This window comes from Clostridioides sp. ES-S-0123-01 (assembly GCF_020658415.1).
Taxonomy (GTDB): domain Bacteria; phylum Bacillota; class Clostridia; order Peptostreptococcales; family Peptostreptococcaceae; genus Clostridioides.
Map to the genome: position 1 here is coordinate 694,002 of NZ_JACVWD010000002.1, position 19,923 is coordinate 713,924.

Annotated in this window: 21 protein-coding genes and 1 pseudogene; 3 read left to right on the plus strand and 19 right to left on the minus strand. The window is 28.3% G+C overall.

From position 1 onward, the window contains the following. Positions 1-150: 150 nt before the first annotated feature. Together IC175_RS06595 and IC175_RS06600 are read right to left on the minus strand one after the other, a co-directional pair. Positions 151-1,209: a lysylphosphatidylglycerol synthase transmembrane domain-containing protein gene (locus IC175_RS06595; protein WP_227435711.1), complete on the minus strand. Its 1,059-nt coding sequence runs from the start codon at positions 1,207-1,209 to the stop codon at positions 151-153. A 204-nt stretch (positions 1,210-1,413) separates the two neighbouring features. Further along, on the minus strand, positions 1,414-2,073 hold the full coding sequence (locus IC175_RS06600) for a response regulator transcription factor (protein WP_227481835.1): 660 nt from the start codon (positions 2,071-2,073) through the stop codon (positions 1,414-1,416). Between the two features lie 318 nt (positions 2,074-2,391). Between IC175_RS06600 and IC175_RS06605 the strand changes: the two genes are divergently transcribed. Next, positions 2,392-3,021, plus strand: coding sequence for a DUF3786 domain-containing protein (locus tag IC175_RS06605; RefSeq protein ID WP_227851306.1), 630 nt, complete (start codon positions 2,392-2,394; stop codon positions 3,019-3,021). Positions 3,022-3,301: 280 nt separating this feature from the next. On the opposite strand, the gene IC175_RS06610 is transcribed toward IC175_RS06605, so the two are convergent. The 5 genes from IC175_RS06610 to IC175_RS06630 form a co-directional block, all read right to left on the minus strand. Then, on the minus strand, positions 3,302-3,865 hold the full coding sequence (locus tag IC175_RS06610; RefSeq protein ID WP_227824510.1) for a DUF1062 domain-containing protein: 564 nt from the start codon (positions 3,863-3,865) through the stop codon (positions 3,302-3,304). A 295-nt stretch (positions 3,866-4,160) separates the two neighbouring features. Then, complete coding sequence (locus tag IC175_RS06615) at positions 4,161-4,439, minus strand: CD3324 family protein (RefSeq protein WP_227851307.1); 279 nt, start codon at positions 4,437-4,439, stop codon at positions 4,161-4,163. 261 nt (positions 4,440-4,700) lie between these two features. Then, positions 4,701-5,462, minus strand: coding sequence for an epoxyqueuosine reductase (locus IC175_RS06620; protein ID WP_227435699.1), 762 nt, complete (start codon positions 5,460-5,462; stop codon positions 4,701-4,703). A 145-nt stretch (positions 5,463-5,607) separates the two neighbouring features. Next, positions 5,608-7,371: an exosporium glycoprotein BclB-related protein gene (locus tag IC175_RS06625; protein ID WP_227851308.1), complete on the minus strand. Its 1,764-nt coding sequence runs from the start codon at positions 7,369-7,371 to the stop codon at positions 5,608-5,610. A gap of 78 nt (positions 7,372-7,449) precedes the next feature. Further along, positions 7,450-8,526, minus strand: a complete 1,077-nt coding sequence (locus tag IC175_RS06630) for a glycosyltransferase (protein ID WP_227435695.1) — start codon at positions 8,524-8,526, stop codon at positions 7,450-7,452. Positions 8,527-8,805: 279 nt separating this feature from the next. Between IC175_RS06630 and IC175_RS06635 the strand changes: the two genes are divergently transcribed. Then, positions 8,806-9,297: a DUF2284 domain-containing protein gene (locus IC175_RS06635; protein ID WP_227435693.1), complete on the plus strand. Its 492-nt coding sequence runs from the start codon at positions 8,806-8,808 to the stop codon at positions 9,295-9,297. Between the two features lie 377 nt (positions 9,298-9,674). Here IC175_RS06635 and clpP read toward each other — a convergent pair whose 3' ends face one another. The 7 genes from clpP to IC175_RS06670 form a co-directional block, all read right to left on the minus strand. Next, entirely contained in the window at positions 9,675-10,259 is a 585-nt protein-coding gene (gene clpP, locus IC175_RS06640) for an ATP-dependent Clp endopeptidase proteolytic subunit ClpP (protein WP_227435691.1), read from the minus strand. Then, complete coding sequence (locus IC175_RS06645; RefSeq protein WP_227824512.1) at positions 10,256-10,738, minus strand: helix-turn-helix domain-containing protein; 483 nt, start codon at positions 10,736-10,738, stop codon at positions 10,256-10,258. The genes clpP and IC175_RS06645 overlap by 4 nt, the downstream gene beginning before the upstream one ends. 134 nt (positions 10,739-10,872) lie before the next feature. Next, positions 10,873-11,316: a DUF3021 family protein gene (locus IC175_RS06650; protein WP_227481831.1), complete on the minus strand. Its 444-nt coding sequence runs from the start codon at positions 11,314-11,316 to the stop codon at positions 10,873-10,875. Between the two features lie 15 nt (positions 11,317-11,331). Further along, positions 11,332-11,769 carry a LytTR family DNA-binding domain-containing protein gene (locus IC175_RS06655; protein ID WP_227851309.1) on the minus strand — a complete coding sequence of 146 codons (438 nt, stop codon included), beginning with the start codon at positions 11,767-11,769 and terminating at the stop codon, positions 11,332-11,334. A gap of 57 nt (positions 11,770-11,826) precedes the next feature. Continuing rightward, on the minus strand, positions 11,827-12,684 hold the full coding sequence (locus IC175_RS06660; RefSeq protein ID WP_227831742.1) for an ABC transporter permease: 858 nt from the start codon (positions 12,682-12,684) through the stop codon (positions 11,827-11,829). Then, positions 12,677-13,420 carry an ATP-binding cassette domain-containing protein gene (locus IC175_RS06665; RefSeq protein WP_227831743.1) on the minus strand — a complete coding sequence of 248 codons (744 nt, stop codon included), beginning with the start codon at positions 13,418-13,420 and terminating at the stop codon, positions 12,677-12,679. The genes IC175_RS06660 and IC175_RS06665 overlap by 8 nt, the downstream gene beginning before the upstream one ends. 168 nt (positions 13,421-13,588) lie before the next feature. Next, a complete protein-coding gene (locus IC175_RS06670) occupies positions 13,589-14,995 on the minus strand; it encodes a PLP-dependent aminotransferase family protein (RefSeq protein ID WP_227831744.1) in 1,407 nt (468 codons plus the stop codon). 114 nt (positions 14,996-15,109) lie between these two features. On the opposite strand from IC175_RS06670, the gene IC175_RS06675 reads away from it, so the two are divergent. Further along, the gene (locus IC175_RS06675) at positions 15,110-15,778 is read left to right on the plus strand and encodes a phenylalanine--tRNA ligase beta subunit-related protein (protein WP_227824514.1); all 669 of its coding nucleotides are present in this window, start codon (positions 15,110-15,112) and stop codon (positions 15,776-15,778) included. Positions 15,779-16,345: 567 nt separating this feature from the next. On the opposite strand, the gene IC175_RS06680 is transcribed toward IC175_RS06675, so the two are convergent. From IC175_RS06680 to IC175_RS06700, 5 genes and pseudogenes are all read right to left on the minus strand, one after another. Further along, complete coding sequence (locus IC175_RS06680; RefSeq protein WP_227851310.1) at positions 16,346-17,182, minus strand: transposase; 837 nt, start codon at positions 17,180-17,182, stop codon at positions 16,346-16,348. 132 nt (positions 17,183-17,314) lie between these two features. Further along, on the minus strand, positions 17,315-18,760 hold the full coding sequence (locus IC175_RS06685) for a DUF4158 domain-containing protein (RefSeq protein WP_227851311.1): 1,446 nt from the start codon (positions 18,758-18,760) through the stop codon (positions 17,315-17,317). After that, entirely contained in the window at positions 18,750-19,088 is a 339-nt protein-coding gene (locus IC175_RS06690; RefSeq protein ID WP_227851312.1) for a hypothetical protein, read from the minus strand. The genes IC175_RS06685 and IC175_RS06690 overlap by 11 nt, the downstream gene beginning before the upstream one ends. Before the next feature lie 74 nt (positions 19,089-19,162). Next, complete coding sequence (locus tag IC175_RS06695) at positions 19,163-19,366, minus strand: recombinase family protein (RefSeq protein WP_227851313.1); 204 nt, start codon at positions 19,364-19,366, stop codon at positions 19,163-19,165. Positions 19,367-19,617: 251 nt separating this feature from the next. After that, positions 19,618-19,908: pseudogene (locus IC175_RS06700) on the minus strand (transposase); the annotation flags it as partial. Positions 19,909-19,923: the final 15 nt, after the last annotated feature.

Here is a 19,923-nt window from a genome sequence, read left to right on the forward strand (position 1 = left end):
CAATATTATCTATTAAATTCAACAATTTTCTCACAATTCCTTTTAAATTTTAAAAAAAATATGTCATAACAATCCTTATATTTTAATCGCCTAATTAAAATATTATAGTTCTTATGACATATTTTTTACTATATGCTTATTTAGATTTATCTAATTTTCACTTAAAATGGCATTTCTACCAATTCTATTTTTCATTCTATAGTGAGTGATTACAGTAAAGATACCACTTCCAATCAGAATCAAATAGTACATAAATCCACCATATAAAAATACTGCATAACCCATTAGAGGTTGAGGGAATACTGATTTAAATATAGTGAAAAATGCTAATTCATTAGCTCCTACATTACCAGGTGTTGGTATTGGAGATATTGCCATATATAAAAAAGCTTGTAGTGTTAATATATAAATATAACTATAACCTTGTAAATTAAATGCTTTATATATCCAAAATGAGACACTAAAGTAAGCACTTAATTGAATAAAAGTCACTATAATAGTTAAAATCAATACTTTTTTATTTTTAGCAAAAAAACTTATTGCTTTACTATAATCATCTATAAAATTTTCTATAGAGTCTACTTTACTCTCTAGGAATCTTAAAAACTTAAATTTTGATAAATATTTTACTGAAACTCTCATAAAATATTTTATTTTTTGAGGATTTAAAATAACTAAAATTATCATAATTAAAACAAATGAATTAATTGCTATTCCTAGAAACACTAAGGGCATGATTACTTTCATTTGTTTTTCTAGCATAGCTAGATTCATTAATACTAATATTGTGCAATAAACAGTAACTACTATTTGAAAAATAATAGACTTATTTGTAACAACTGCACTTGCTTTACTAAGTGGCATTTTGCATTTTTTAAGTACATATATTTGTACTGGTTGGCTTCCTGAAGCAAATGGAGTTATTAGATTATAATAAAATCCCATAATGGCTAGCTTGAAACCAATAAATCTAATATTGACTTTGTGAGTACTTTCTATAATTATCTTCATTACTAATCCTTCAAGCATTATGTGAGACATTATTGCCAAAGCCCCTACAAATAAAAACTTTTTATCTACCATAGTTATAACATTTGATAACATCTTAATATCTAATGTTTTAAATACCAAGTAAATTGTTATACCTATTAATAAAAATAAAAATGTATACTGTAGTAGACTCTTTCTAATATTTTTTAGTTTATCCATTAGAAAAACCATCCTTTGCTCAAGATTTATATTAAACACCATATTATTAGTATACACTACTAATATTAATATTTTATAACAAAATACCTTACAATTTTGTAATTTACAAAAAATATTAATCTATAAATTAAATTTTAATATATAGATTAATATTTTACAAACATTTTGTAGATATATAATGTATTTGCACTGAGTAATACTTTATTATATCCACTTATATCCTATCCCCCATACAGTCTCTATTGTATAAATATCATAAGATTTCAACTTGCTTCGTATATTTTTTATGTGTTCTGTAATAACACTTATATCACTTTCTCCATCAAATCCATATATATGCTCATATATTCTTTCTTTTGAAAAGACTTGTCCCTTATTTTTTGCTAGAAATTCACATATTAGGTACTCACTCTTAGTAAAATTTATCTTATTATTATCAACAGAAATTTCTTTTCCCAAAAAATTAAATTGAACATTTGATATAGTTAATGAATTTTTTTTCTCTCTATTTTCTCTTCTCAAATGAGCATTTATTCTGGCTCTTAACTCACCTACACCAAAAGGCTTTGTAATATAATCATCTGCCCCTATACCAAGACCATACATAACATCACTTTCCATATTTTTAGCTGTCAAAAACAATATTGGACAATCAACCTTATTTCTTATAATTTTACATACTTCAAAACCATCCATTTTGGGCATCATTACATCTAATATTATTAGATTAAAAGGATTATAATCAATATCAAAAATGTTTTCTACATCACTAATTACCTTTACTTCATGCCCATCTCTTTTTAATATATTTTCAATTAACTTTAACATATCTAATTCATCATCTACTACTAGTATCTTAGACATACTAACACCTCCATTACATATTTAATGACACCTTAATTTATATATTTAGTTATATCTTTATAAATTTATATAAAATCTCATACTATTATATTATAACTTAAAGCAATTAATTAATATTTTATAGTAGAATCATTTTAACACTTCAAACATAAAAAATTTATATTTTAAACACTTAATATTTATTTTACATAGATTCCTTTAAATAGCAAAATTTATTTATTAATTTAATATTGTAATATTCTGGATATATAATAAAATCAATAATAAGAAAACTTTTTATAAATATATAAATAGGTCTTTAAATCGGAGGAAAATATTATGGATAAAAATATCAAAACAAGTAATTATAATGTTCCATTTGATTATGCACGAAAAAAACTCAAAGAATTGGACCCTCATACAATTAGTAATTTAAGTAATATTGACTTTAATAGTGATTCAAGCAAATTTACTATTGATTTTTTTGGTAGACAGCATATAGTTGATTATCCGAGTGGAGAAGTTTGGAATAGTAATGGAAGTCTCTGTAAAAATTTCGAACTTAAGATTCTAATGCTTAGGTATTTGTGTAATTCTAAAGGTATACCTCTTACAAATAAATATATAACTTTTAAAGAAGTTCCTGGAGGCAATGTCTATTATCCTAACTTTCTAAATAGAACTCTAGCAAGACTTTCAGAAATCTTTACATCTAAAATAGATAAATATAAACTGGTCATGGAGAATATTGGAGCTAAAAAAATAAAGATGGGTGACCTAGCTTATAAGTTTACATACATAGGTAATACTTCTATGATATTTATACTTTGGTTTGGAGATGATGAATTTCCACCAAATTCAAATATATTATTTGACTCTAATATAATTTATTATTTTAATGCAGAAGACTTAGCAGTTGTTCCTGACACAGCTATAGATGCAATTTTGAATAAAGTAAATCAATTATAAACATTGATACTATTGTAGTAGAATTCTTGATAAATTTAGTCAGAATCTAATATGAAATGGAGTTAAGAAATGAACATAGAAAATCAATATTTATCAGATAAGGTAAGCCAAGTGCACTAGCTACAACACACTACTATGAGATATTAGAAAATCTAGAAAAAAGATAATGCTATTATACACAAATAAGTATAGCTTCTTTGTATTTTTTAAAGCTGCTATACTTATTTAAAATGATGTTACATAAAACATGTTAAACTGGCTGGTCTAACCGATTTAAATATTATTGTTTACTCTTTCCAATTTGTAACACAATCTCATAATTTAACTTACTTCTCCTTAGGTCAACTCCAGATATACTTTTTATCATCCCACAGTCTAACATGTCTTCAAAGACCTTTCTAGATATGCCAAGCTTCTCACGTAATAACGTGGATACCTTTAATTGACATGGATACTTACTTGTAATACGAATTTGTGTAGAGTCATCAATACAAATATCTTGACCTACTATTTTATATTCTGGGATGCCAACTTTCGCCCCATTTCTATGTAAAAACTCAACATTCATAGCATATTGTTTAACAAGATTATAATCATTCGTATAAAATTGTTCTAATATCTCTGGATTTAAGTTTTTTGGATTAATACGAGAATATATGGTTGAATTCCATGTTGAATCACAATTTGAGCATTTATATATTAACCAAATATCTAAATACTTATGTTGGGCATTCACTCTAAATAAATCTGAACAGATGTATTCAGTCTTTTTCCCACATTTTTTACAGTACCTAATTACTGGCAATTGGGATTTATACTCAATCTCCCAAGTAATTTTTTGCATAAATACATTTTCCTTTCTATAATATTGCTAAAATAGAAAGTCGTGAAAAGGTGGAATATAATCAAGCATTTTTTTCAAAACAGTACCTCCTAATTTTTAATAAATTTAAATTTCAATTACACACTTATATAATAAATTATTTCCTCTTAATATAGACACTACTGCTGAATTTTCTTATTATATAAGCTTCTGAAATTAATTAAATTATAGCATCCACTAAAAAAAAACTATACCTTAAACATTTTTAACAAAAGAAAATAAGCCAGTATAGTTATAGAACTATACTGGCTTACACTTAAATATCTTTTCTTTTTTCTTGTAATATAATTCTTTGAATACTCTTCAAAGACAGATAATATTTTTCTGATAAATACTTCAAATCATGACCAACTTGATAATCTTCATAAATTTGCATATTTCTAATTGTTAAATCTTCACGAGTAGATGTATTACTTCCCCATTCTCTTTTATTGTTTGATTTTCTGGGAATATAAATACATTCTCCATCCACATATTCTTGTATCAATTCAAGTAATTCTTCTGGTAATATATGTATTGCTTTTTTATAGCTCATTTTGCTCTCCTATTAAACAGTAATTTTTTATTAGGAATAGCAAAGGGCTATCTGTATATTAAATTTTATAGTTGCAATAGCCCTTGCTATGCAAAAATAAAGATTAAATCAAGCATAAAGTCTCACCCCTCCTTATATCACAGCGATACATATAAGTCTATCAATAGCACAAATAGTTGTCAATCAACATAATTTCTTTATTTTTTATTTATATTTGTAGTTTATTATATATCAAATTAGAATTGTTAATTAAAAAAACTTTTACATTGATGGGTTTATTACTGAACATGGAACTCCAACTATACATTTTCCACAGATATCACATCCACCTATATAAGAATATTTTTTCTCATTTATCATACACATTTCATAACACTTATTTCTATCAAACCCATCTTCTTTTAAAGCTTCTTTCACACATTTACTTACACACTTTTTACAACTATTATTATGTTTATACAAGCAGTATTCCTTTTCTGGTCTTTTAGTTGGTTCTAACTTTAAGCTTGTGATTATACTTCCTATCCTTCCACAACATCCTTTTTCTGTAATAAGCATATTGTTTAGACCAAAAGTTCCAAGACCTGCTATGAATGCTACATGTCTTTGTGACCAATCACTAATCAATTTATCATTATCAAAATTATATGACCCAGGAATAGCATAGGAGTCAAATCCCATGTTTCCTAGCTCTTCACATAAAAAATTATTTAAATCGGAAATCAATTTATTAGTTTCTATATAAGCTCTTGCCCAACTTTCTGAACATTCGAGCCCTCCAATATTACTATTATTTATGTTTTTATCAAAGGGTATAAAATATGTAATTATAGTCTTACCATCTTTTAAAAAATCTTTTGGCATAGCATGAGATGTTCCTACAATATTTTTTAACTGATAAAACATTTCATCTTCAGCAGAAGCATAGGCAAATAAAAGCTCTTGCCACTTTTGAGTCACATCATTTGAATTATAATAATCTTTTACAAAGTTATTCATTAATTTTTCAATTCTATTTTTCATAATATCCCCCCAAAAAAGTATCTCTTTCTAATTTAATACTATTATTTTATATTATATAATAGTATGCTATATTCTGCTCATCAATTAATATAAAAAAGCTTCTAATATCAATCAGATACTAGAAGCCTTTTTTTAATTATATAATTTAGTTAATCGAAATTCCTGCACTTGCATATCCTGCTACAGTATTAACTAATGAAAGTCCTGACGCTGTCGCTGTAAATACTAGTAAGAATCTAGTTTGTGCTGTTACTGATATATTTAATCCTGTTACAATTCCATTAGAAACTGAACCAAGTGATAATATACCTGTAAGTGGTGGAGCCAGTGTAACTGTTGCTCCTGGTACAGCTGTAAATGAGTTGTTTGGTGCAGTTGATTCATAAAGTGTAGCTGTAATTGTGACTGTTGAACCAATAAGTGAAAGCGCTGCTGTTGTACTAAAATATGCTGAAATAGATGTTATTGTTCCAGCTCTTGGCATTGAAAATGCAAAGTTAGTCAATGTTCCTGCTGCATTTGTAAGGTCTATTACTCCACCAACTATACTTAGGCCTGGAGCTGAACTTCCAAAACCTACAAATCCTGGTGTGCCCACTAATCCACCAGCTATAGTTGTAAGTGCTAGTGGTATACCTGATGCAAAAGGTATTATAGCACTAGCTCCTGGTATTCCTGTTGCCCCTGTTGGACCTGTTGCTCCTGTTGGACCTGTTACTCCTGTTGCTCCAGCTGCTCCTGTATTTCCTGTTGCTCCTGTTGGTCCTGTTGCTCCATCTGCTCCTGTATTTCCTGTTGCCCCTGTTGGTCCTGTTGCTCCATCTGCTCCTGTATTTCCTGTTGCTCCTGTTGGGCCTGTTACTCCTGTTGCTCCAGCTGCTCCTGTATTTCCTGTTGCTCCTGTTGGACCTACCAATCCATCTGCCCCTGTATTTCCTGTTGCTCCTGTTGGGCCTGTTGCTCCATCTGCTCCTGTATTTCCTGTTGCTCCTGTTGGACCTGTTGGACCTGGTACTCCATCTGCTCCTGTGTTTCCTGTTGCTCCTGTTGGACCTACTAATCCATCTGCTCCTGTTGGGCCTGTTGCTCCTGTTGCTCCTGTCACTCCTGTTATTCCTACCCCTGTTGCTCCTGTTGGACCTGTTGGACCTGTTGCTCCATCTGCTCCTGCTGCTCCTGTTGGACCTGTTGGACCTACTAATCCATTTGCTCCTGTATCTCCTGTTGCTCCTGTTGGACCTGTTGGACCTGTTGCTCCATCTGCCCCTGTATTTCCTGTTGCTCCTGTTGGGCCTATCAATCCATTTGCTCCTGTTGCTCCTGCTGCTCCTGTTGGACCTGTTGCTCCAGGTGTTCCTGTTGCTCCTGTTGGACCTATTAAACCTGTTGCTCCTGTTATTCCTACTCCTGTTGCTCCTGTTGGACCTGTTGGGCCTGTTACTCCAAATCCTGTTGCTCCTGTTATCCCTGTTGGACCTGTTATTCCATTTGCTCCTGTTACTCCTGTTGGACCTGTTGGGCCTGTTACTCCATCTGCTCCTGTATTTCCTGTTGCTCCCGTTGGACCTGTTGGGCCTGTTACTCCAAATCCTGTTGCTCCTGTTGCTCCTGTTGGACCTACTGACCCTGTTGGACCTGTTGGACCTATTAACCCTGTTGCTCCTGTGTTTCCTGTTACTCCTGTGTTTCCTGTTGGGCCTGTTGGACCCATTGGTCCGGTTGGACCTGTTGGGCCTGTTGGACCTGTTCTACCTCTTGGACCCATTGGTCCGGTTGGACCTATACATGATGGTGGGCAACCATGATGACAGTCACAACTATTACAACTATCACAACTGCTATTGCAATCATCATAGTTGTTATCATGGTTATTACCATCAAATGGGCCAAAATATTTATTTCTACTCATTACTTAAAGCACCTCCTAATATATTTGAGCTTTCATGCTCTCTATATAATATGTCAAAATTAGTATTATTGTGACTTATCAATAACTTTTATATTTACTAAAATAATTTTCATTGTACAAAATAGCACTATCGTTAGGTTTGATTTCTTTTGCTTTTTCATGATAAGATATCGCTTTATCCATTTCTCCTAGTTTGTCATAGCATACACTTAATTGTATATATGGTAAGTATCCATAACAATCATTTGACTTAAATCCTCCATTAATGTCATTTTTATCTCTAGTTAATGCTACTTTATACCAAAAAATAGCTTCTTTATATCTTTGTCTATCAAACAAGTGCTTTCCTATATCACAGCAAACTTCTGCTCTTGGCTCATCAAATTCAAAGCTTCTAAATAAAGAATATAAGGCACTTTTTTCATCATTAATTAAGTAATAACATGTGGCTAAATCTCTGCAAGCACTTATACAATCCTCAATCCACCCTTTTGAAGAGTCTAAAAACTTAGTAAAACCTTCTATAGCATCTTTATATCTTGCATTATAATACAATTCTCTTGAGTAATAAAACTGATGTCTTGGCTCCAATATCCTACCTTCTGAAATCATTTTTTCAAAAATTCTGAGGTTTCTTAAAGGGTCCTGTCTATGAAGTTTTTTATGTGATATTGCAATGTCAGAATAAAATATTTCTCCAACAAGAGGTATTACTTCATGAATAGGGTCAACCCATTTATAATTAGAACTTCTCTTAAATAAGCGTTCTCTATAATATGATAAAGTTGGTTTTCCGTTTTCATCAAATGATACATTGTATTTTGCCATGACCATATCAATAGAAGTATCTAAATTTTCTTTAACTTTTGATAGTTCTTTTCTATCCTCTTCTAAAATTATGTCATCTGCATCAAGCCACATTATATAGTCTTTAGAAGCTTTAGAAAATGAAAAATTTCTCGCAGCAGAGAAGTCATCTATCCATTCGAAATCGTACACCATGTCTGTATATTTTGAAACTATTTCTTTTGTGGAATCTGTGGAACCAGTATCTACAACTATAATTTCATCTACTAAATCCTTTACACACTCTAAACATCTGCCTATAACTTCTTCTTCATTTTTAACAATCATGCACAAACTTATTGTAATCATAATGTACAACTCCTTTGTCTTTTATATATTACAGACATAAGTAATATATGGTATTTACTCTTATTTTGTTATTGAAATATGGAAAATTTTTAACGACAAAAAATTAGTAGGTAAGTTTATTTATCATATATGTTTATAGTTCATTTTTATTTAATTCATAATTTAAATATATCGATTTGATTGATATTTATTTTTGCGTTACCATAAGTATAAGAATACGTAAAATTTAACCATTCATACAAGATAAAAAATAAAACTATTTTTGATAGGAGGTAAATTATGAAAAAATACTTTGAAATATTAAAATCTAGTGGAGCTGACATTGCAGTTTCAATAGACCCTAAAACGATTGTCACAGCAGCATGGACAATTTATAAGTGTCAGTTTGGTTGTAATACATATGGTCATAGTCATTGTTGTCCACCCAATACTCCAACCTATCAACAGACGCAAGCAATAATAGATTGTTACAAAAAAGCTATTTTATTTCGATGTCATAAAATGAGTATTGTTACTCCTTTAGCTGTTGAAATAGCAAGAGAACTTTTTTTAGATGGATATTATAAATCAATTGCTTTTGGAAGTGGCCCTTGTACAAAGTGTGCTAAATGTAATCCTGATACTTGTAGTTTTCCTAACAAGACTGCTCCATCAATGGAAGCATGTGGTATTGATGTTTTTGCTACAGTAAGGTCAAATGGACTTGAAATAAATACTTTACGAGAAAAAGGAGAAATTCAAAACCACTTTGGCTTATTATTAGTTGATTAAAAAAATTAATATTTTCTACTGAACTTTTTATATCAATTTTTTGTATTTATTATCTGCATAATAGTATGCAATTATATATTATAAACTTATATTTATAATCTTCTTTATCTTTTATCATAAGTTCATATGATTTACATCTAAATTAACCCCTTATGCAAATTAACCAGTGTGGTCTATAAGTTATCATATCATTGCAACCACATTGGTTAATATCTCTAGAAAATCTCTAAACTGATACGTAAAATTACTATTTATTACTTATTTACTTGACATTTTAAAAAACTTCTTTTTTTAAACAAAAAAATAATCATGTTCATTTAAACATGATTATTTTGACATTAGTTATATACTATAAATTAAGCTTTTAAAATAATACTCTACTCACACTTCTCCATTATATGATCAATCAATCCATATTCTTTAGCTTCCTTTGCAGTCATAAAATTATCTCTATCTGTATCTACTCTAATATCTTCTATTGATTTTCCAGTATTCTCAGAAAGAATTCTATCTAATTTTTCCTTTGTTCTCAACATATTATCTACTGCTATTTTTACATCTGTTGCTTGCCCTTTAGCTCCACCCATAGGTTGATGTATCATAATTTCTGCATTAGGTAAGGCATATCTTTTTCCTTTTGTACCTCCAGAAAGTAAAAAAGCGCTCATACTTGCAGCCATACCAATACAAATAGTTGATACATCACATCTTACATAGTTCATAGTATCGTATATAGCAAACCCTGATGTTACAGCCCCTCCTGGGCTATTTATATATATAGTTATATCTGCATCTGGGTCTTCTGATTCTAAGAATAGTAATTGAGCTACTACTAAACTTGCAATAGCATCATTAATTTCTTCGCCTATAAATATAATTCTATCTTTTAATAGTTTTGAATATATATCATAAGACCTTTCACCTTGACCTGTCTGTTCAATTACATGTGGTACTAAACTCATGCTACTTTCACCTCACAATTAATATTAAAGTTGAGATAAGAATTGATTTCATCTCTTCTTCGTTCATAACTAATACTTGTATAAGAAATACAATCTACATTTTGGATTTGATGATTTGGATTTAAAACAAATCTTTGTTGAATAGGATAAAATTCATCTTTACTTCTATATACTTGTGGAGATTCTTTATATAAAGTTTTAAATGCTAATGTGAAAGACTGGTGTGTAGCATATCCAACTGTAAGAGCTATATCTATAATGTATTTATCTGTAAATACAAGTTGTCTAGCTGCTTCAGTAAGTCTCCTTCTTTTAATATATTGATACATAGTACATCCCACAATGTTTGTAAACATTCTGTGTAAGTGATATTTTGAATAACTAGCAACATCAGCCATTTTATCTAGATTTAGATTTTCTGTAAGATGTTCTTCTATATAATCAATGATTTCCATAATTACATCTGTATTTGTTTTCAACCTCATCATCTCCTTTTAAGTATTATAACTCATACAAGAATTTTCTTCTTAATATAAATTGCTATCTTAAATTAATGACTGATATAAAAACTCAATTAATAATAAATTTATAATTTGTTGAATTGTCTTAGCTATTATTTACTAATTTTATTTTTCCTATATTCTTTCAAACCTTTATTTAATAAAATAGATTCTTCCTTATCTCTTTTACAAGTAGCAAGTGTTATACAAAGATAGATAATAAATATAGATAGTGCTATAAACAGAGTTTGAAAAATATGACCACTATCAATCCAATTACTTTTAAATGAAAACCACAGAACGAAAACAAATAGAAAAATTATATGAATTACTTGGCGAATTAGTAACTCTTTTCTACCTAGTTCTCGTTTTGAATAAAAAATTAATGTGGATAGAGATGTGACCAATGCAATTAATAAAATCTGTTGGAAAATATTTATACTAAATGTCTCATCAGGGCTAAATACTAAACAAGAAGTAAAAACAGATATTAAAACTCCTGTAGTTATCATACAAAAATAACGAACTACATACTTTAGTGTATTTATTAAATTCATATTCAATCAACTCCTTTATATCTTTAGTTTTTTCTTCAACATTGGTACATATTGGCGTGAAATAATTGTCTTTTCACCATTATCTAGTATTACTTCAAATCTACCATTAAACGCTGGTACAATTGAGTCTATTTTTGTAAGATTTAATATTACAGACTTAGATATTCTAAGAAAGTTACTATTAAAAAAAATTTCCTCAATCTGATAAAGCTTCTTCTTAAACTCATAAACATCATTTTTACAATAAAGATAAGTGTGGTTATCTACAGATTCGAAGTAATAGATATCTAAAGGATTGATACGATAGAGTTGTTCATTTTTATATGCTATAAGAGACTCTCTTTGCATCTTGATGTTAAAAATCAATTTAAGTATTTCATCATCAATATTTCTGCATCTTATTATAATTTCATCCTCTTCTCCGTCTAAGGGAGTTTCAATTATTACCTTCACTCTAACACATCCTTTCTTTTGATTTCTATAAAAAGACTATAGTATATTTTCCTACTATTAATTTCTAGCTTTTTTTCTTGATACCATAAGTATAGTAACAAAATAAAATACTATTGCAGAAATAACTAGAAACATAATATGAATTGAATTTTCAGACAAACTGCCAATACCACCAAATGTTACTCCCATATGCTCATTAAATTCAGTTAATGCATTTGTTGAATCCACAAATGTTACTTTTGATGGAGACTCCGTAATAATTTGTCTAAGCAATACAGTCCCATGTGAAATTGGAAATAACTTTATAAGGGTTTGCACTGCTTGAGGTAAGCTTCCAATAGGTATATAAATTCCTGTCAAGAATCCAATAAGAGTACCTATAATCGTAGAAGCAGTTGAAAATGTATCTATGCTATTTAACAAATTTACAATAAAAAATATCATTGCACTAGATGATAAAACGGTTAATAAAATTACACCAATAACCTTTATAATAGAAAGCATAGGTAAAAATTGTCCCCCACTTGATACAATATATATCTCTGCAAGTATAAATGTAAATATACTCATAATTACACCAATTAAATATGAACTTAAAATATATCCTCCTACCAGCTCTCTTGTTTTAACAGGTGAACAATAAAAATCTTTGTTTCTTTTTAACTCCTTATCCAATACTGTAACTCCAAAAGAACCCATTGTTGTAGTTACAGAAACAACAGAAATAATTCCTGCCATTGCCCAACTATTCATTAATATGTCTATATCTTTAATATTTGGATAACCTTCCTTTAAATTTTCTCCTAAAAAAATAACATAGATGCTGATTACAATTATTGCACCTAAAAAAGATGAAAATACTCCTCTTTTATTTCTTAAAAAAATCATTATATTTCTTTGTGCTATATTAAACATTTTTTTCACCTCTATTTCTAACTATAGTCAAAAATACATCATCTAAATTATTTGCTTTGTATTTATATTTTAGTTCATGAGGTGAACCTTTTGCTGTTATAACACCATAGTCAAGCATTACAATATAATCAGCTTTTGAAGCCTCCTCCATATAATGGGTTGTAAGAACTATAGAAAAACCATATTGTTTTTGTAATTTTAATATAGTATCCCATACACATTTTCTAGATTCTGGGTCAAGCCCTGTTGTAGGCTCATCTAGAAACAGTATTTTAGGAGTATTTAAAAGAGCTCTTGCTATATCAGCCCTACGCTTTTGACCTCCAGACAATTTACCATATGGTCTATCTATAAATTCCATAGCTCCTACAGATAAAGCAGCTTTATGTACAATTTGTCTTACTTTATCTTTATTCTTGATATAAAATTTTGCACGAATTGTAAGATTCTCTCTTACTGTCAAAAGTAAATCTAGTATACTTTCTTGAAATACTACTCCAATTTTTTCTTTAATTTTATTATCCTCTACACCTAATTTATGCCCATCTATAATCACTTCTCCGCTATCATAACTCAATAACGTACAAAGAATATCAATTGTTGTAGATTTTCCAGCACCATTAGCTCCCAGTAATGCAAACAAATTCCCTTCCTCTACATAAAAATCAATCCCTTTCACAGCTTTAAAAGTATCATAGCTTTTTTGCAAATTAATTACTTCTATTATCTTATTCATACATTTCATCTACCTTCCTTAATTGATGATTTCAGAATACAATAAGTAATTTGTCCACACAATACAACTGGAAGTATGTAGTATAAATGAATATGTGAGTTGTAAAAAAACTAAAGTAAAATACATACCTAAAAATAAGATATTGTAAAAAACCTTTCCTAATACATCTTAATTTGTATGTATTATTTTTCTAAGCATTCTTACTCCCTGTTCAATTTCATCAAAATTAAGATGAGCATATCCTAGGACAACTTCATGGCCATATTCTGCTTTATTCTCAATTGCATATTGCTGTATAGGATAAACCCTGATATTTGCTTTATAAATTTGATTGATTAGTTTTTCAGTAAAAATAACATTATAAAAATGAACAACTATGTGAAGCCCAGCTACTTGCCCCTTTATTTTAAATTCATTTATAAATTCAATATTCAAAATATCAATAAGATATTTACGCTTTCTATTATATAGCTTCTTCATTTTAAATATATGTTTTTCCAAACCTCCATTTTTAATAAATTCAGCTAGAACATACTGAGATATAGATTCTGTATGAACATCAGAATACATTTTTAAGGATTTATAATCATCTATTATATCATCTGGCAACAACATAAATCCCATACGAATGGCTGGAGATAGTATTTTACTAAACGAACCTATATAAATTACTTTATTTGGATTAAGTTCATAGAGGGAACTAATTGGTTGACCTTCATATCTAAATTCACTGTCATAATCGTCTTCAACTATATAGCAATTATTCTCTACTGCATATTTAATAAGTTCTAGTCTTCTTTGAATTGGTAAAATACCACCTAATGGATATTGATGTGAAGGTGTTGTATATATAAAAGAAACATCCTTTATAGATTTTATTAGGTTAGTATTTATACCTTTATCATCCACTTGAATCCCAACAACTGAATATCCCACAGTAGAAATTACCTTTAACAATCCTTTGTGGATAGGATCCTCCACAATAACTTTTTGATTATTTTTATATAAAACTTGTGATATTAAAGATAGCCCTTGTGTTGAACCAGAAACAATCATAATATTTCGTGGACTACATCTAATTCCTCTAATACGAAATAAATATTGTGATATTTCTTCTCTTAATTTCCACACCCCTGCAGTACTATTATATCTAAAATCTAAGTGTGACAAATCATGTAGTATTTGTTTATATAACTTTGATAATTCTTTGCGTGGAAATAGCTTTAATTCTGGAATTCCAGAACAGAAATCTATATAATTATTTTGTTTATACTCATGTAAACTATCTCTAATTTCAGAAGTATAGTCTAACTTAAAGTCAATTTGATGGTCTAATATTACTTTGGCTATAATTGTGCCATAGCCATGCCTTGTTTCCAAATATCCCTCTGCAATTAATTGATTATATGCATCTAACACTGTATTTCGTGATACAGAAAGTTCTTTTGCCAAAGTTCTAGATGAAGGTAGTTTTTGTTCAAAATTTAAGCTCCCGCTTAAAATCATGTCTTTTATCTCACAATAAATTTGTCTTGACAATGATATGCCACTATTTCTATTAATTGTAATCCACATTTTAATACCTCCAAAAGTGGTTCTATAAAATTACTATAAAAATGGAACTACAAAATCCATTTTTTACTTGCTAAGATTATACCATAAAACAAAAAATTAAAAGGAGTCTAAATTATGTTAGAAATATCAAGTAACACAAAGGAAATTTATCCCAATATTAAATTTGGAGTTATGATTGTAAATATGACCTATTCAACACCTAATGAAGAAAATTTTTTACTTCTTAAAAACTCTGAAATTGAAAATATTATTGCACAAAACCCTGAATACAATCGCAAAGAAAAAATTAAAACAGAGCCTCTTTCCAACTACATAAAGTATTATAAAAAATTTAAAAAAACTTATCCTGTATTACTTCAATTAGAATCCCTTTTACTAAAATCAAAAGGTATTCCAAATGTAAATCTGCCTATTCAAGCAATGTTTTTAGCAGAATTAAAAAATCTTCTTCTAACAGCAGGACATGACCTTGATAAGATAGAATTGCCTTTAAAAATAGATTTAGCAAATGAAAATGAACATTTTTATGGTATAGGAGAAAGAAAGCAAACTCTAACAAAAGACGATTTATTTTTATCAGATAACCTTGGTATACTATCTAGTATTCTTAATGGACCAGATAATCGTACACAAATTACAAAAAAAACTAAAAATATTCTATACTTTGTATATGCTCCTGATGGAATTTATGAAAAACAAATTTATAACCACCTAAGTGATATAAAGGATTATATTTTAAGCGGTTTTCCAGACTCGAAAATTGATTTAATTGATGTATTTTAATTAATATCAATATATTTTAGTTAATATCAATATATTTTAGTTAATATCAATATATTTTAGTTAATATCAATGTATTTTAGTTAATATAATGAAAATTTAAGCTTAGCAGATATTCAAAGTATTAGTGGGTATTCTAAGTAATCAAAATAGTGAAGTATACATCATTGTTCAACTAGATATATACTTCACTAAAATTAATTTTATATAAGTATTAACTTTTTTTAAAACTTTATTTAAAAAAATAACTCATTATATATCTCATATAGATAGTTTACTTTTATATCTAAAGAGTTTCATAAGAAACAATTTCATTTAAAGGAAGACGAGTTTTATCATGTCTATTTGGACTTTCTGGTGTTCCAACTTCGTATCCTATTACTGAAACTCCCACGCCTAAAGGCATGGGGTTCTTAGGTACTACATGAATTTCTATAATACTCTCAGTTACAATAAATCATAACCTACAACATATTATCACTAATCATATTCCCTAAGACTTTTATTAACAAAGTATCTGTTGACACCATTAACATTAATATTAGGCTCGTTTCTCAACCTATATAGTTTTTATATCCCCATACTAGATATTAATTTATAACCATTTAATTTTAATTTCTTTAATCTACTTATTTCTCTGTTGATTGATTTTAAATCATCATTAACATTCATTATTAAAAATGCAGAATAGCAATCTCTTTGAATATACATACCCTTATTCCATCTATCTTTTAATTCCTTCTTATTGTACTCATCTAAAAAGTGATTATATTGACTGGCTTTACATTTAGTAGTATCTATCTTATATAATTTTTCACCATTATATTTTAACTTATTGTCTAGCATAATTAAAAACATTGATGGTGCTTTATTTGCTAATGATTTTCCAAAACATTTCTTCTTACTGATTCTACCAGTCTTTTCATTAATAGTAGTATTCTTTGCTCTAATTTGAAGTCTTTTATAACTCATAGTTTCAACATAAAGCTTATCACCTAAATTTAATAATTTGTTAATTAACACATAATGGTCTTGCTTTCTTATTCCATAATGAGCATTATAATCTGCATATATCGTCTTTGAGTTTATAGGAACTCTCATTCCATCAGATGATGAGCTTTGGCCACTCCCCCAGTTTTTTACTATACATAAAGAGTGATGATAGTTTACTAATGTCTGTTGAGCCTTTGAAAGATTATCATAATTTAAATAAAATTCACTAGCTCTTCTTAAAGCAAATTCATCAACCCCACTAGCAATAGACATTTTAGCAAATCCTAAATTATGTCCATCTGCAAGTAATGATGCTACTAATACCTTTTGTTTCTCTAATTTATCATTATGAAAACCTCTGAAATCTTCTAAAAAGTTGATCCATTTATTAACTTCATATAAGATTTCAGGCATTGATATTTTAGGAAAGTAACTATATATTTTATCGCTAGATTTACTATTATCATCTTGCTCTATCTCTCTGTTGAGTTCAAAGTATTTTGGAATTTCAATAGATTCTTTTAATTGTTTAAGAAACTCTATTGCTTATGTATCACTCATATACTCTACAGGTGAGATAAGGTAGTGATCAAAGCTATTATATTTTTTACTATCTCTAACAAATAAATCTCCTGATCTAATACTATCTCTTATCGTGTGCATTACTGTCATACCAATAACTTTCTTGCTATAATCATATTTCTTTATATTCTTTTGCCATTTCTGATCAAAGAAAGATATATCTATTTTATTATTTTTTCTAGTTTTATTATGCCTATAGCTTTTAAGAAATTTTACTAATTTAGGTTTAGTGTTGCTATCAAATTCAATAACTTCTAATAATTCATTTATGTAATCTATACTTTGATATGACTTTAATAAAAAATCAACTTCATCTAAATCATATTCATGAGAACTTAGTTCCTTATCTATTATCATTAGATCTGTATTTTGATACTCCATAAACTCATTAAAGTCACTAATTCCAAGGAGATCTTTAACAACTTCTTTAAATCGCTCTCGATCAGATTTGTACATAACTTGATTTTTAGCATTATATTCTTGGGTTTTCTTTTTGCTTCGTTTTTGTATCATATGAATATGATTTAACGTAACCTCTATAACCATATCCATAAATTCTTTTTTCTTAAAGTATAAAAACATAGCTAAATAGCTGTATTTCTTGTATTCATCTTTAAATCTCTCTATTCTCATCTTATGAGATTGTTGGATTTGGGTATTAAAGTAACTGATTTTATTGTCACTTAAGAAACTTAAATCAATAGTTTTTTCATAGTCATTGATCTCTTTAATTAATTTTAGTAGTTCTTTTACTCCATTTGAACTTATATTTACAGAAGTATTTTTGATTCTAGAAAAAGATGAAATTCCATTTTTCTCAGAGGTTAATAAATCTTCCAGCTTATCTTTATTCTCTATTTGATTATAAATTTGTTTATATATAATATTATCTGTAGACATTATAGCCTTTGAAATAACCTCTTCAAGAGTTGAAATTGTTGGAAGCACTACTTTCTTTAAATGTAATTCTTCTATTAGTTTTTTCATCATATCAAATTTACTTCCGAATGATAATGTTATATTATATAGAATTATTTCTATATCTGAATTTAGTTCAAACTTTTTATATCCTAAACCTTTTATTATATCTTGAGTATGTTTAGATTTTGTATTTTTTATATTCCAATACTTATTTAATCTCTTTGAATTACAGTTTAATTGATCAGCTACATGATCAATTATTTTTTCAGGAATTAAATCATAAGAATTTACAATTAAAATATCTCTATTTTTCAAAAATAAATATTGTAAAGCGTATCCTAATGATATATACGGCTTTTGAAATTTACTTATTTTATTTATTTCAAAATCAGTTAAAGAGAAGTCTATCGCAATATTTTTTTCAGAAAGTAAAGAGTTTAGAATTTTTTCTCTTTCCTTATTCGATAGTATTGAATATCTAAAGTTCATTAGATTTACTCTTTAATTTTTCTATATAATTATAATAAGATTGCTTGCTAATATTTAGCTCTTTTTGAATATCAATAGCCTTCATTTCTCTCTTTAAAAATTTATTATAGTATAACTCAAATTCTTCAATAGAAACTTTAGAGTATCTACCAAATTTACATCCTTCTAAAACATCTCTTTTTCTACCTTCTGCTGTTCTGTCAACAATCTTTTTTCTTTCTTGCTCTGCAACTTCTAAGATTACCTCTAAAAGTGCATTCGCCATTATTTCTAGAAATCCATCACTTTCTTTGATTTTATCAATTATAAATTCTTTTAAATAAGGCATATCTAAACAGATTGACTCTATATCATTTTTTATAAAAAATAGTATAAGTTCTTTTGTTTCTTTACGATTTCTACCTAATCTATCGTTTTTTTTACTACTCTAGTATCTCCCTGTTTAATTATGGACAAGAGATCATTTAATCCATTTCTGTCTAGTGTTTTTCCAGTATACTTATCAGAAAATATAAATCTCTCATTAATTCCATAATCAACTAATGCATTTATCTGTCTTTGAAGACTTTGATGCTTTGTACTTACTCTACAATATCCATATGTCATAAATCCACCATCCTTATAAATACTATTTTATTACGTAGATGGATTTTGGTATATATTTATTTAAAATAAATTATACTAAGGTCTAAAAATAAAAATTTTAGGTATTTTTAGACTCTATTTTTAACACAAATTATATAGTCTAAAATATTACGACTTTATTGACCTTTTACAATTTTTGCTTATATAAAAAAGAATCTACCTTTCTATGATACATCCTTTGGTATTACTTAAGTTGAATGGAGTAATGGGAATAATTTTGGAAAAAACGCAAGTTGGCCTCTTGGTATATCTAAATTTACCTCTCCAAAACTGCTACTTACATTTTTAGAACTATATCCATTTTGATAATTTTTATCACAGATATCATTTCTTTCATATTTATCTCTACCTAAATGTTCTTCCATTTCTGCATCTAATAACTGTTGAATAACATCTTTAAACAATTTTTGCATAAGGCCATTTTTCCCAACTACATCTTCCATGGTCTTACATTTTTTAACTTCTGTTTGATAATCAACATCTGGAACAATTATATCTTTCATTTTCAAAACCTCCAA

Bases quoted from the DNA above. Each gene is read 5' to 3' on its own strand.
- IC175_RS06595 (WP_227435711.1), bottom strand. From the start codon at position 1,209: ATGGATAAACTAAAAAATATTAGAAAGAGTCTACTACAGTATACATTT.
- IC175_RS06600 (WP_227481835.1), bottom strand. From the start codon at position 2,073: ATGTCTAAGATACTAGTAGTAGATGATGAATTAGATATGTTAAAGTTA.
- IC175_RS06605 (WP_227851306.1), top strand. From the start codon at position 2,392: ATGGATAAAAATATCAAAACAAGTAATTATAATGTTCCATTTGATTAT.
- IC175_RS06610 (WP_227824510.1), bottom strand. From the start codon at position 3,865: ATGCAAAAAATTACTTGGGAGATTGAGTATAAATCCCAATTGCCAGTA.
- IC175_RS06615 (WP_227851307.1), bottom strand. From the start codon at position 4,439: ATGAGCTATAAAAAAGCAATACATATATTACCAGAAGAATTACTTGAA.
- IC175_RS06620 (WP_227435699.1), bottom strand. From the start codon at position 5,462: ATGAAAAATAGAATTGAAAAATTAATGAATAACTTTGTAAAAGATTAT.
- IC175_RS06625 (WP_227851308.1), bottom strand. From the start codon at position 7,371: ATGAGTAGAAATAAATATTTTGGCCCATTTGATGGTAATAACCATGAT.
- IC175_RS06630 (WP_227435695.1), bottom strand. From the start codon at position 8,526: ATGATTACAATAAGTTTGTGCATGATTGTTAAAAATGAAGAAGAAGTT.
- IC175_RS06635 (WP_227435693.1), top strand. From the start codon at position 8,806: ATGAAAAAATACTTTGAAATATTAAAATCTAGTGGAGCTGACATTGCA.
- clpP (WP_227435691.1), bottom strand. From the start codon at position 10,259: ATGAGTTTAGTACCACATGTAATTGAACAGACAGGTCAAGGTGAAAGG.
- IC175_RS06650 (WP_227481831.1), bottom strand. From the start codon at position 11,316: ATGAATTTAATAAATACACTAAAGTATGTAGTTCGTTATTTTTGTATG.
- IC175_RS06660 (WP_227831742.1), bottom strand. From the start codon at position 12,684: ATGTTTAATATAGCACAAAGAAATATAATGATTTTTTTAAGAAATAAA.
- IC175_RS06665 (WP_227831743.1), bottom strand. From the start codon at position 13,420: ATGAATAAGATAATAGAAGTAATTAATTTGCAAAAAAGCTATGATACT.
- IC175_RS06670 (WP_227831744.1), bottom strand. From the start codon at position 14,995: ATGTGGATTACAATTAATAGAAATAGTGGCATATCATTGTCAAGACAA.
- IC175_RS06675 (WP_227824514.1), top strand. From the start codon at position 15,110: ATGTTAGAAATATCAAGTAACACAAAGGAAATTTATCCCAATATTAAA.
- IC175_RS06680 (WP_227851310.1), bottom strand. From the start codon at position 17,182: ATGCCTGAAATCTTATATGAAGTTAATAAATGGATCAACTTTTTAGAA.
- IC175_RS06685 (WP_227851311.1), bottom strand. From the start codon at position 18,760: ATGAACTTTAGATATTCAATACTATCGAATAAGGAAAGAGAAAAAATT.
- IC175_RS06690 (WP_227851312.1), bottom strand. From the start codon at position 19,088: ATGCCTTATTTAAAAGAATTTATAATTGATAAAATCAAAGAAAGTGAT.
- IC175_RS06695 (WP_227851313.1), bottom strand. From the start codon at position 19,366: ATGACATATGGATATTGTAGAGTAAGTACAAAGCATCAAAGTCTTCAA.